The following is an 11991-nucleotide window of genomic DNA, read 5'->3' as shown; positions in this document are numbered from 1 at the left end:
TTCAGCCGACCGCTTCGGCCGGGGCGGTGAAGGTATTGCATTCGGCGGTCAGATTGTGTTCGACTCCCAGCCCGAACCACCGCCCGCCGTTCTCCGGGGTACCGTGGTCGCGCATATCGCCGTGCTGATCACCGCGGTGATCGGCATCGGTACGCGCATCGGTCATCTGCCGCTGGGTCAGCGCACCGCCGTCGGCCGAGGAAACCAGATACATGCCGTCGAAGCAGTTGGCCTGCAACTCGACCCGCCGCGACAACTCCAGACCTTCCGGGCTCTGAGCACCCACATCGACCCGCTGGCTGTTGGCGGCGAGCAGAATACCGGACAGGTTCTGGATGTGATGTCCGTATTCGTGCGCGAAAACCGATAGATAGACCACCCAGTTGTCCTTGTAGTAGTCGGTTTGCAACTGGCTGATCGGCATGTAGACGGTACGGTTGGCAGGACAGTAGAAGGCGGCGAAATCACTGGTGGAGCCGGTGCAGGGAGTCGAAATCCCCTCGGTGGTCGCCGAGACACGCACCGTGGGCGGTTCGAACGGCAATCCCGCGTCCACCAGTACCGGACGCCAGGCCGCTTCCAGACACCGCTCGGCGCTTTCGAAGAAGGCACGGGCCGCGTCCTCGTCGGTCGACCACTGCGCGTATTCGCAATTCGCCGGAAGCAGTGTGGCATCCGGATCGATGAGCAGCGGGTTGCGCCCGGTTTCGGCGGGGCCGGTGGCACCGGTGTCGTAACTGTGATCCGGCTGCGGCCCGAGCACCCGCAGTCCGCCCGAGTCCAGAGCGCCGCGCACCAGCGCGATGAGCACGACGAAGATCGCGACCAGTATCAGCGTCAACGATCGGCCGCTACTGCGGCGGGAACGCGGCCGGGGCGCGTTCGGCACCCGATAGGCCACGGGCGGCGGCATGGGCGGCGCGACGATCGGCCGATAGCCGGGCAGCGGGCCGTACTGTGGCGGAGCCGGCCGGGGTGGTGGGCCGGGCGGTCGAGGGGAATATCCGGGCGCGGGCGGATACCCCGGACGCGGACCCTGTTGCGGCGGACGCCCCACCGGCCGCCCCGGCGGACCGTACGGCGGCCGGCCACCGGCCGGGTTCGGCTGTCTTCCGGGAGGAACCGGTCCACGGCCGTAGGGTGGTTGTGTCACTCCCCCGGACCCCCTCGCATTCTCGCATCACCAACAGCCGCTGACGCAGAATAGCAAGCTGTCTAAGGTAACGAGTCATGCTCACAATTCGGGGGGGCGCCGTAGCGCTACTGCTCGCACTGACCGGAATTCTCGCGCTGCTGGGCCCGAGCACGCCGGCCGCCCGGGCCCAGGAACCCGCCGGATCCGTTCTCCATCTGGATATGACGTTGAACCGCGAAGGCGTACTGGAGGTGACCGAGCGGGTGACGGTACCGCCCGGATCCCGGTTCACCATGTCACTACCACTACGGGTGCGGATCAGCGAGGACTCCGAACGCCGGTTCGCGGTCACCGATATCGAAACCACCGGTCCGGGTACCGCGCAGATCGCCGACGATCTGTTCACCGTCGACGCCGGACCCGGCGAAACCGTCTTCCGCTATTCGGTCCGCAATACCGTCAGCGATGCCGAGGGCAGCCAGGTGTTCCGCTGGTTCGGCGTGCTCAACGTCGATATCGCCGAGATCCACGCCTCGTTGATCAGCCCGAGCTTCGAGCTGGGCATCGTGGAATGCCTGCTGGGGCCGATCGGCAGAACCCGGCCGTGCGCGCAGGTGCGGGTCGAACCGGACGGCGTGCTGTATCTCGATCAGACGGACCTGCGCAAGGGTGAATCGATCGACCTGACCCTGCAGGTACCGCCCGGCACCGTGCCTCCGAATGCCGATATCTCCGGCCCCGGTGATTCACCGTTCGCCGTCACCGGGCCCGTTGTCATCGCCTTCGTGCTCCTGGTCCTGGCCCTGGCCGGCGGGGCCGGTTACGTTTTCTGGGCGCGCCGCCAGTCCGTGCCCGCCGATCCGATCGAGCCGCTGGTACACCACGCCGGCCGGACGGAATTCAGCTCACCGGCGGGTATCCTGCCGGGCGAGGCGGGCGTACTGCTGGACGGCTACGCCGACCCGACCGATATCGCCGCCACCGTAGTGGATCTGGCGGTACGCAACTACCTGTGGATCGGGCGGATCGGTGAGGCCCAGTGGCGCGTGGTCCGGGTGAATCCCGCCGACGATCAGCTCCGCCCCTACGAGCGAGTGGTCTACGAGACACTGCTGCCCATCGGCAGTAACGAGGTGACGCTGGCCGAGTTGAGCGCGCCGGGGCGGCTGCCGGTCGAGCCGCTGCGCCGGGCCATGGAAGCCGATGCCGTCGAGCGCGGCGCGTTCATCGCCCCGGTCCGCCGCCGGATACCGCTGTGGCTGGGCGGTGCGCTCGTGGCGCTCGGTATCACGGTAACCGTGCTCGCGGCCCTGCTGTCCGGGCACGCGCTGGTCGGAGTCGCCATCGCCATGGCCGGCGGCGCTCTCCTGGCAGCACCGAAGTTCCTACCGGTACGTACGGCGTTCGGGCGGACGCTCACCAGTCAGGTCCGGGGGTTGCAGCGCGGCCTGGAACAGGTGAGCAGCGGGCGGATTCCGGACGCGGACCGCGAACTCGTGTTCTCCCGCGGTCTGCCCTACATGGTGGTCTGGAGCCGGGCGGACAACTGGGTCCGCGCTTTCCGGGATATCGATCCGTCGGCCGACGATCAGCCCGGCCTGTACTGGTTCGGTGGTTTCGAACGCGACCGCGACCTGCACCGGTTCGCCGGTCATTTCCCCTACTTCATCACCGCGGTCGAATCGTTGTTCCCCGCGAAATGAGAACGGCCCCGCGCGGTTACGGCCGCGCGGGGCATCGAGAGATTCGGATCACGCCGTAACGCGCCGCAATGCGGCGAGCGGATCGGCGTACAGGGCGCTCAACGAGGTGACCACCGCCGCGAACTCCTGCACCTTAGAGGCATAACCGGTGACCCGGATATCGGTGGGCGGCAGGACGGTGGCCTCGTTGAACGCGCGCGCCACATGCGCGAGGCCGGGCCGGTAGGTGGTGAAGGCCTGGCCACCGAGCACCACCCGGTCGGGGTTGAGCATATCCCGCACCAGGGCCACGGTCCGGCCGAGTACCGCGGCCCGTTCCGCGAGCAGTTCCCGGGCCGGCTCCGAGCCGCGCACCGCGGCCCGGTAGAGGTCGCCGATATTCGAACTGGCTTTCCCGTTGTGCGCGGGAATGATTCCGAGCCCGACGGCCCGTGCGTGCAGTCCGCGATCACCCACGGTGGCCTCCAGGCAGCCGCGCCGGCCGCACGAGCATTCGACCGTGGAACCGGTGGGCAGATGCGCGATCGAGCCCGGGCCGTTGCTCGGAGTGTGCACCCGGCCGTCCAGCGTGACCGAGATACCCGCGGTCTCCCGGACATAGAAATAGAGGCTGCTACCGGGCGAAGCGCCCGCACGACCGAGGTCGTCCGCGGAATTCCGGCTCACGGCGGGCAACATCAGTTCCGCGGCGGCCATGGCCTCCACGTGCGGAGCGACCGAAACCGGCAATCCGATCACCTCGCTGAACACCGCGCCCACCGGGGCACCCTGCCAACCCAGCTTCGGATGCTCGACGATCCCGGTACTCGGATCCACCCGGCCGCCGATCGCCACCCCTACCCACAGCGGAGTGCGCTTGTACCACCGCTGCAGAAAGGATTTCGCACTGTGTGCCACGGTTTTGACGGCGAACTCCTGACCCGTCCGAGGAGTGGCGATGGTCAGACCGCCGAGGATGCGGCCGCGCAGATCGGAGACGACGATCCGGGTGGTGGCGGCGCCGATATGAACACCGAGCGTACCGAAATCGTCGTGGTCCACCTCGAACGGAACCCGGGGCCGGCCGACCGCGCCGGAGGCGGTGAGATCGGCGCGTTCCCGGAGCAGACCGGCGGTGAGCAGCGACGACACCTGACGGTTGACCGTGGCGATACTCAATCCGGTAGCGCGGGCGGTCTTGTCGCGGAACACCGGTCCGGTGGTGGCCGCCCGCAGCACCGCTGCGGCCGGATTATCCGAAAGACGCAGGTCGGGGGCTACGACCGGGCGGGGCACACGGGTGCGAACAGGGGAAACCGGCGACACGGCGCGTTCGGCGGTGCGGACTACCATATGTTTTCCTCGATTGATTTTCCCGAATACGGGAGCGCCTTATAGATACTGCTGTGAGGCGGTGAGGAGATCGGAATCGCTCAACCGCGGCGTCGGCGACGACACAGTTCGCGGGTGAGGGGCAACCGCAGACCCAGCGCGGCGGTCACATAGGTGACCGGCTTCGGGTCGACGGTGCTGGTAGGCATAACAAATAAATTAACATCCGCCGGGGTCACGCACCAAGGGTTCCGCGAACCTCACACCCCTTCTCAGGAGTCCTCCCAGCTGGGAGCGCTTTTTTCGGCTCGTCTCAGCGGCCACCGACGGGCTCAACCACCATTCCGGCCGCCCCCTCGCGCGCCTGCGCGTATCGAATTCGGCACGACGCGAATTGCCGCTCTCCGCCACCGGACAGGAATACAGGAGCCGAGCCGCATATTCTCCGCACGTATCCGGAAAATATTTACCGCCCGGCACCGGAGAATATTCTCCGGACGCGGAGGGAAAATGGTGAACCCATCCGCCTCCCGGCGATCACCGAACCGGGAAAAAGCGGATCCCGTTCGGCGCACGCGACACCGCGGCTCGCCGATTTCCGCGAACACCCCTGGTACACGGCTTTTTCCGCTGCTATGCTCCGATCGCGAGCTGGGGAGTTCGAAGGGGGAGGACGATGCCGGTACCGGATCTGGGGCAGCAGGCCGCAATCTCGCTGTACGAAGCCGCGCGGGCCGGGGAGTTCCATATGACCGAGGAAGCCGCGCGCCACCTGGCCACCTCGTGCGACCGGCTGATCGAGCGGGTACGGCTGGTCCGCACGGGCGCCGTGGTTCTCACCGAGGTTCGCGGTTTTCCGGAGCTACCTTCCGGCCGGGCACTGACCAGCGGATTCGCCGCGAAGGGGCAGGAGTATCTCGATATCCTGCTCGCTTTCGAGCAGACCGCGCTCCGGCACAAGGCCGCCTATCTGGCGGCCGCGGCTCTTTTCGAAGAGGCCGACGCGGCCGCGCGTGCGGCCCTGTCCGGTGCGGTGGCGGATACCCCCTGAGCTACGGCAGTATGTTCGAAATACGCAGGGGTGCATAAATATCGAAACCAGACGGTCCGCTGCCTCGGCACAGGCGCACGCGGTACCGAACGATTGAGGGGGCCCACCGTGGCACAGCAGGGGCAGACCGATCCGGGCACCGGCACAGATCCGGCGTATGTGCCCGACCGTGAGGTTTTCGACGCCTATACCCACCAGCAGATCTGGGATCTGGTCCACGAGAAGCTGGCCCCGGCCGAGCTCGCCGATCTGGCCGGGGCGTGGGGCCGCTCCGCGAACGCGCTGGAGGCGGCATTCGACGATTTCGCTCGTGAGCTCACCCGGCACTCCGGTGACTGGTCCGGGCTGGCGGCCGCCACCGCCGCCCGGGCGGCCGCGGCACTGGTGCGGGCCGGTGACGATTCGGTGGCCGTGTGCCGGGTCGTCGAACAGCTCGTGGTCGCCGATTCCCGCGCCGCCGAGGCCGTTCGCGCCGCCATTCCACCACCGCTCCCGCCGTATCTGCCGGACCCGGACCCGGCTGTGGAAGCCGCCACCGGCGCCGGACGCCGCACGACCTACAACACCACCGCCGCCACTCTCGCCGCCGACGCCCGGGACGCCATGACCTTCCGCTACAACCCGGCCATTCCGGTGAGCGGAGACAACGTGCCCCGGTTCCCCACGGCGGCATCCCTGGAGGCCACCGGAACTTCGGCTGTAACAGATCTTCCGAAGAAGCCGGACGGTCCCGGCGCACCGGACCGGGACGAGCGGCAGCCGCCACCCGGACAACCCGGAGCTACGGCGCCCGATGCCGCGGAAGCCGCCCCGGGCGACGACGTACCGGGCCGGGCGAACACCGAACCCGAGGTGCGGGGCGCCGATTCGCAGCCGCTGTCCGGACCGGCCGCACAGCCCGCCGGCCATCACCTCGGACCGGACGGCGCGGACCCCTCCGACGCTTCGCCGTCTCCGCACCCCGCGGGATTCCCGGCGTCGGCCACACCGGAAACACCACGCGCCCCCGAGATCGCGGGGAGCGTGGAACCGGGCCGGACCGGCACGTCCTCCCCGAGCGCGGCCACCGGCACCGCCGCCACCGGAGCGCACGCCGCCGATCCACCGGCCACGACACCCGCGACCGGTGGATCGGCCACGGCCACCCCCGCTTCCGCGTCCGTCCCGGAACGTTGCGGCCCGGTTCCCGGTGCTTCGATACCGCGCCCCGCCCCGGGTGTGGCCCTCGGGCCCTCCGGAGCCGCGACCGGGTACCCAGCGGTCGCGCCGCAACCGGTATCCGCCGCGAGTCCACCCGCGGTAACACGAACCGACGCGGAACCCGCCGTTTCTCGCGTCCCGGGAAACAGCCCCGGCACCGCCCGGGCGCTACCTGCCCCGGCCTCCGGAGCACCACACGAACAGCTCGCGGTCGCCGGTACCGTGCCGGAGGCATCCAGCGAACTGCTCGGCTCCGCGGGCACCGTCGGGGGCCACCCGGTTCCCGCCCCACCGCGAGAACTGTCCGGCACCGCCGGAACCGTCCCCCCGGAGGCGGCAGCACCCGCCGAGCAGCCCGCACCACGACCGCCGCGGCTGCTGCCGGCGGGTGTACCGCTGGCCGCCTCGTCCGGCGCACCGGCCGCACGCGATCCCGGCCGTGAACGATCGAGCCCGGATTACCTGCACGCCCCGAACCACGACCTCACCGAGATCCCTTCCCACGCCCCGCCGGTGCTCGGCGAGTATCCGGATGCGGAACAACGGGACGCTACCGAGCCGGGTGGTGAAAAGGCTTGATGGAGTGGGTGTTCACCCCGGACGAGTTCGGCCACGTCTGGCAGGTCGAGACCGGACTCGACCGGCGCCCCCACCCGATCGACCTCGCCCCGGCCGGTACCGCCGCCACCGAGAGCGCCCGCAGCGCCCTCGATCTGGAGCGGCGGTTGCCTGCCAACGGCGATCCCGATCTCACCGGCACGCTGCGTTTCCTGGCCCGTACCGATGTCACGCGCATCACCGTATTCGGTGACGAGTTCGACGGGGAACAGCGGCGCCCGGACCCGATTCTCGCGGTCGGGGTGGCTTTCGGGAACTGGGGGGCGGTGATCCGCGCGCATTCGCGCGAGATCATCGTGGCTGCCTGCCACGCCCGTGGCGTCGGGAAACACCTCGTCCGCGCGCTGGGGTCCGTGCGCCCCGGCACACTGCCCGCCATGCGGGAACCGCGGGCGGCCGTGCTGTGCCCGGATCCGGGTCCGTGGGAGACCGGAGACGCCGCCGGCCGGGCCGAGCGGCTGCGCAAGATCCTGCACCGGCCGATCGACGCCCGCGGTTTCCTCACCGTCGCCATCGCCCCCGAAGACCCGATGTCACCACCCCCGATACATCGCACCTGGCTGGATTTCACCGATGACGGCCGCTATCTGCTGACCGCCGGAAGTCACCTCTCGCTCACCCCGATCGATGGGGCCGGCCTGGCCACCGAACTCACCCGTATCGCGCGTATCCGCTGACCGTAGGACCTGTCGAGCGGCGGCACCGCCGGCTCACTTCTGCTTCGCGGCCGCCTTCAGCTGCTTTTTGAACGCCCGGACCTCGAGCAGGGTCGCACCGTCCACGATATCGGCCGCCGAGCGCCGCGAACCCGGTTCGGCGTAGTCCCCGGCGGCAGCCTCCCATCCCGGCGGGCACACCCCGAGTTGTTTACCGAGCAGGGCCAGGAAGATCCGCGCCTTCTGGTCGCCGTAACCGGGCAGCGCCTTCAGCCGCTTCAACACCTCTTTCCCGTCGGGGTCGCCGGCAGTCCAGATCGCCGCCACATCACCGTCGTAGTGCTCGATCACATAGCGGGCCAGTTCCTGGATCCGCCGGGCCATGGACCGCCCGTACCGATGGATGGCGGGTGGTGTCGCGGCCATTTCCTCGAACTCCGCCGGCTCCGCCGAAGCGATGGCCCGAATATCCAGGCCGCCCATCCGGTCGAAGATCTTCTTCGGACCGCGAAAGGCGTGTTCGAGCGGATACTGCTGATCCAGGAGCATCCCGATCAGCAATGCCAGCGGATTCTCCGAGAGCAACGCGTCCGCCGCGGGTTCCTGCGCCAGACACAACTCCGCCATACCCTGCTCCTCACTCTGGACTACCAGCGATGATCCCATGGCGGCGCGGCACCTCTCCGCTAGGCTCGCCCCCATGCCAGACACGGCGATCTACCCACCCACCACACTGGATGGATACGGACCCATGAACAGTTTCGGGTTACGCCCCGACCGTTTCGATGCCGCGGGCCAGGACCAGCTGGTCGATATCCGCGATCTACAAGCCACCCTTCCCGGACTCGACAGACTGCGGGACTGGGCGCATCAGGCGCTGGCACTGCGACCGGGCGAAAGTGCCGTCGATATCGGTTCCGGCACCGGTTCGGAAGTGATCACCTTCGCCGAGGCGGTGGGCCCCACCGGACTCGCGGCCGGGGTGGAGCCCGATCCGCATCTGCTGGCCGCCGCCGAGCACCGTGCCGCGGAGGCGCATTCGTCGGCCACCTTCCATTCCGGTGACGCCTACGGCGTGCCCTTCGGCGACGCGACTTTCGACGCCGTGCTGTGCGAACGTGTTTTCCAGCATCTCACCGCCCCGATGCGGGCCGCGCGGGAGATCGCCCGGGTGCTGCGCCCCGGCGGCCGGACCGTGGTGATGGACGCCGATTGGGGTTCGGCGATCGTGCACCCCGGGGATCACCGGGTCGTCCGCGAGGTGATCGACACCCTCATCTCGGCGACGACCAACCCCTACTCCGGCCGGCGGTTGCAGGGCCTGCTGACCAAAGCCGGATTGGAGGTGGTGAGCACGGGCTCCCACGCGCTGGTCCAGGACCGGTCGGTGGGCGCGGGCGCGCTGGTCAGCCGGATCTCCGCCATGGCGGTGGCCCGCCGGGCGATCACCGAGGCCGAGCGCGAGGCGCTCCTGGCCGAACTGGCGGCGGGCGCGGCGGCCGGGGATATCCACCTCTCGGTCACCATGTTCGCCGTCCACGCCCGCAAACCGGCCTGATACCTACTTCAGCAGTTTCTCGGTCGCTGCCAGCAGGACGCAGGTGGCCAGACCGTCCATCGCCTGCTCCAGCTCGGGCAGCGCCGGGAAACTGGGCGCGATCCGGATGTTCTTGTCCTCCGGGTCGCGTTTGTACGGGAAAGCCGATCCGGCGGCGGTCAGGGCGATACCGGCGTTCTTCGCCAGTTCGATCACCCGGGTCGCCGTACCCTCGAGGACATCGAGGCTGACGAAATAGCCACCCTTCGGCTCGGTCCAGGACGCGACCTTCGACGGGCCCAGCCGCTCCTCGAGTACCCGCAGCACCAACGCGAATTTCGGTTCCAGGATCGCGCGATGCTTCTGCATATGCGCCCGTACCCCGGCGGCATCGGTGAAAAACCGCAGATGACGCAGCTGGTTGATCTTGTCCGGTCCGATGCTCTTCTTCCCGGCATGGCCCAGATACCAGTCGAGGTTCTCGGTCGACGCGCCGAGAAAGCTCACACCTGCTCCCGCGAAGGTGATCTTCGAGGTGGAGGCGAAAACCAAGGGCCGGTGCGGATTCCCCGCCTCGGCGGCGAGCGACAGCACATCCAGCACGGGAGCCGCGGTATCGGTCAGCGGATGTACCGCATAGGCGTTGTCCCAGAACAAGCGGAAGTCGGGTGCGGCGGCGGGCAGTGAAACCAGTTCGCGCACGACCTCTTCGGAGAAGACCACCCCGGTCGGATTGGAATAGTTGGGCACCGCCCACAGACCCTTGATCTGGGGATCGTCGGCGAGCAGTTCGGCGATGATCCGGGTATCCGGTCCGTTCTGCCGCATCGGAACCGGGATCATCTCGAAGCCCAGCGATTCGGTGATGGCGAAATGCCGGTCGTATCCGGGGCTGGGACACAGGAACTTCACCGTGGGCTCATCGGCCCACCGCCGCGGCGAATCGGGGAAACCGTGCAGGGTGGCGAAGACGATGCTGTCGTGCATCAGTTCCAGGCTGGCGTTGTTGCCGGCGATCAGGTTCTCCGCATCGATGCCGAGGAGTTCGCCGAAGATGGCGCGCAACTCCGGAAGGCCGCGCAGCCCACCGTAATTGCGGCAGTCGGTGCCGGTGCCGTCGCGGAAATCGCCGTCGCCGGGCAGGGAGAGCAGAGCCGAGGAGAGGGCGAGTTGTTCCGGCGCCGGCTTACCGCGGGTCAGATCGAGAGCGAGCCCGGCAGCCTGCAGTGCCGCGTAGTTCGCGGACTGGAGCTCGTGCTCAGTGGCGAGTTCCGCGGAACTCATCAAACCGATCTGCGTTTGCCGGGGCATCCTGAACAGCCTTTCCAACTACCTGGTGAGGTGGATTCGATTACGGGCAGCTGTTTGCCTCCAGCCGCCCCGGGCCACGTTACCCGCGTGATGGTCACGACCGGGAGGTGTTGGGATTCTCGGCCGTCGTGCCGATACGGGTGGTTCGCTCGCTATCGCGCCGGGCTCGGTACGCCGGAATCGGCGGAAGGGGTATAGGGGACCCCGCGCACCCGGCAGAGCCCGTTGACCCTTGCTGCCTTCCGGCCCTGGGGGAGTTCACAGGATGCGCGCCGCGCGGGATCCGTCGGCCAGTGTAGCCGTTACCCGCCGCTGTTCGCCGCGGGGGGCGGCATTGTTCCCGTCGGGGCGTACATCACCGGGCCCGGTGATCGCTAACATTCTCTCCAGCGGGAGGGGAGACACCCTCACCACACGAGGGGACGGCGAGGATGACGAACGCGAATCCGCCCGAGAACAATCGCGGGGAATACACGAAGTGGTGGGAGACGCCGAGCGCCGCCGACCCGGTCGCGGCGCCTACCGGGCCGCCCCCCGGCGACCCGACCATGGTGAACCCGAACGCCGCGGTACCCACGTTCCCGAGCGATCAGCACCAACATCCGACCGCGGTGCAGCACCCGAGCGGTCAGCAGCAGTATCCGAGCAGTGGGCAGCAGTATCCGAGCGGTCTGCAGTATCCGGGCACCGGCGGGCCCACCCCGGCCCCCACGCCACAGGGTGGACACCCCTGGCCGCCGGGACCGCAGGGACCGCCTCCGGCTTTCCCCGCCGCTCCCGGGTACCCCGGGGCCCGCTCGTCCAAGAGCACCACGGCGTTGATCATCGTGGGCGTCGTCCTGCTCGTGGTGGTTCTGCTCTGCGGCGCCGGCGGGATCGTCCTGCTGAACTCCGGCGGGGAAACCGACGAGCCGAAGGAGTGGGAGGGTGAGTACAGCATGGAATCGGTCATCAATGCCTGTGATCTGATCGACGCCACCGTGCTCGATCAGTGGGCGGCCAAGCTCGACGAGAAGACCCACCGGGAGAGCCCTCCCACCAGCAGCCTCGGCGGGGGAACGCTCAATTGCCGGATCAACAACAAGGGCATCGATACCGGCAGTGCCACCCTCACCCTGGACGTGGGTTTCACGGGCAAGTACACCACGTACGGCTATGACGACTGGAAGAAGTCCGATACCGCCACCACCGGTACGGGCTACGACTCGGGCGTGCTCACCGGTTTGGGCGAGGAGGCCTATTACGCCTCCCGGTTCACCGACTACTCCTCGTTCGACACCCTCGACTACAAGGTGGCGGCCAAGGACAGCAATGTGTCGGTCAAGGTGGCGCTCTACATCAATTCCGACAGCCCCATCAACCGGTCGGCCGTGGATCGGATCTGCCGCGATCAGGCCCGGAAAGTACTCGACCAGCTCCGCCGGTAGCCGGCCGAAAAAAGACTCCGCTGGTAGAACCAGCTCTACCAG

10 protein-coding genes and 1 other RNA gene are annotated in these 11991 nt (G+C 68.4%); 6 read left to right on the top strand and 5 right to left on the bottom strand.

The annotated features are described in order from the left end of the window. Position 1: 1 nt before the first annotated feature. Positions 2-841, bottom strand: a complete 840-nt coding sequence (locus ACYR7D_RS07300) for a neutral zinc metallopeptidase (RefSeq protein ID WP_459548857.1) — start codon at positions 839-841, stop codon at positions 2-4. Between the two features lie 389 nt (positions 842-1230). On the opposite strand from ACYR7D_RS07300, the gene ACYR7D_RS07295 reads away from it, so the two are divergent. Next, the gene (locus ACYR7D_RS07295; protein ID WP_459548856.1) at positions 1231-2838 is read left to right on the top strand and encodes a DUF2207 family protein; all 1608 of its coding nucleotides are present in this window, start codon (positions 1231-1233) and stop codon (positions 2836-2838) included. Positions 2839-2886: 48 nt separating this feature from the next. Here ACYR7D_RS07295 and ACYR7D_RS07290 read toward each other — a convergent pair whose 3' ends face one another. Beyond that, positions 2887-4170 (bottom strand): ROK family protein, encoded by a 1284-nt coding sequence (locus tag ACYR7D_RS07290; RefSeq protein ID WP_459548855.1) that lies wholly within the window; start codon positions 4168-4170, stop codon positions 2887-2889. Between the two features lie 655 nt (positions 4171-4825). On the opposite strand from ACYR7D_RS07290, the gene ACYR7D_RS07285 reads away from it, so the two are divergent. From ACYR7D_RS07285 to ACYR7D_RS07275, 3 genes are all read left to right on the top strand, one after another. Continuing rightward, positions 4826-5200: a hypothetical protein gene (locus tag ACYR7D_RS07285; RefSeq protein WP_459548854.1), complete on the top strand. Its 375-nt coding sequence runs from the start codon at positions 4826-4828 to the stop codon at positions 5198-5200. Between the two features lie 108 nt (positions 5201-5308). After that, a complete protein-coding gene (locus ACYR7D_RS07280) occupies positions 5309-6979 on the top strand; it encodes a hypothetical protein (protein WP_459548853.1) in 1671 nt (556 codons plus the stop codon). Further along, a complete protein-coding gene (locus ACYR7D_RS07275; RefSeq protein WP_459550064.1) occupies positions 6979-7695 on the top strand; it encodes an ESX secretion-associated protein EspG in 717 nt (238 codons plus the stop codon). The genes ACYR7D_RS07280 and ACYR7D_RS07275 overlap by 1 nt, the downstream gene beginning before the upstream one ends. A gap of 33 nt (positions 7696-7728) precedes the next feature. Here the strand turns inward: ACYR7D_RS07275 and ACYR7D_RS07270 are convergent, their stop codons facing one another. Next, positions 7729-8301 (bottom strand): HhH-GPD-type base excision DNA repair protein, encoded by a 573-nt coding sequence (locus tag ACYR7D_RS07270; RefSeq protein WP_459548852.1) that lies wholly within the window; start codon positions 8299-8301, stop codon positions 7729-7731. A gap of 124 nt (positions 8302-8425) precedes the next feature. Between ACYR7D_RS07270 and ACYR7D_RS07265 the strand changes: the two genes are divergently transcribed. Continuing rightward, positions 8426-9232, top strand: a complete 807-nt coding sequence (locus tag ACYR7D_RS07265) for a methyltransferase domain-containing protein (RefSeq protein ID WP_459550063.1) — start codon at positions 8426-8428, stop codon at positions 9230-9232. 3 nt (positions 9233-9235) lie between these two features. Here ACYR7D_RS07265 and ACYR7D_RS07260 read toward each other — a convergent pair whose 3' ends face one another. Together ACYR7D_RS07260 and ffs are read right to left on the bottom strand one after the other, a co-directional pair. Next, positions 9236-10522 (bottom strand): aminotransferase class I/II-fold pyridoxal phosphate-dependent enzyme, encoded by a 1287-nt coding sequence (locus ACYR7D_RS07260; protein WP_459548851.1) that lies wholly within the window; start codon positions 10520-10522, stop codon positions 9236-9238. A 193-nt stretch (positions 10523-10715) separates the two neighbouring features. Then, an RNA gene (gene ffs / locus ACYR7D_RS07255) (signal recognition particle sRNA small type) lies at positions 10716-10810 on the bottom strand. Between the two features lie 143 nt (positions 10811-10953). Between ffs and ACYR7D_RS07250 the strand changes: the two genes are divergently transcribed. Further along, positions 10954-11949: a hypothetical protein gene (locus ACYR7D_RS07250; RefSeq protein ID WP_459548850.1), complete on the top strand. Its 996-nt coding sequence runs from the start codon at positions 10954-10956 to the stop codon at positions 11947-11949. Positions 11950-11991 lie beyond the last annotated feature (42 nt).

The organism is Nocardia sp. X0981 (assembly GCF_977089955.1).
Note: the sequence above shows the minus strand (reverse complement) of the source record. Positions and strands in the feature narration are given on the sequence as shown.

Coding starts and splice junctions, on each gene's coding strand:
- ACYR7D_RS07270 (WP_459548852.1), bottom strand. CDS start 8,301: ATGGCGGAGTTGTGTCTGGCGCAGGAACCCGCGGCGGACGCGTTGCTC.
- ACYR7D_RS07295 (WP_459548856.1), top strand. CDS start 1,231: ATGCTCACAATTCGGGGGGGCGCCGTAGCGCTACTGCTCGCACTGACC.
- ACYR7D_RS07285 (WP_459548854.1), top strand. CDS start 4,826: ATGCCGGTACCGGATCTGGGGCAGCAGGCCGCAATCTCGCTGTACGAA.
- ACYR7D_RS07250 (WP_459548850.1), top strand. CDS start 10,954: ATGACGAACGCGAATCCGCCCGAGAACAATCGCGGGGAATACACGAAG.
- ACYR7D_RS07290 (WP_459548855.1), bottom strand. CDS start 4,170: ATGGTAGTCCGCACCGCCGAACGCGCCGTGTCGCCGGTTTCCCCTGTT.
- ACYR7D_RS07260 (WP_459548851.1), bottom strand. CDS start 10,522: ATGCCCCGGCAAACGCAGATCGGTTTGATGAGTTCCGCGGAACTCGCC.
- ACYR7D_RS07275 (WP_459550064.1), top strand. CDS start 6,979: ATGGAGTGGGTGTTCACCCCGGACGAGTTCGGCCACGTCTGGCAGGTC.
- ACYR7D_RS07265 (WP_459550063.1), top strand. CDS start 8,426: ATGAACAGTTTCGGGTTACGCCCCGACCGTTTCGATGCCGCGGGCCAG.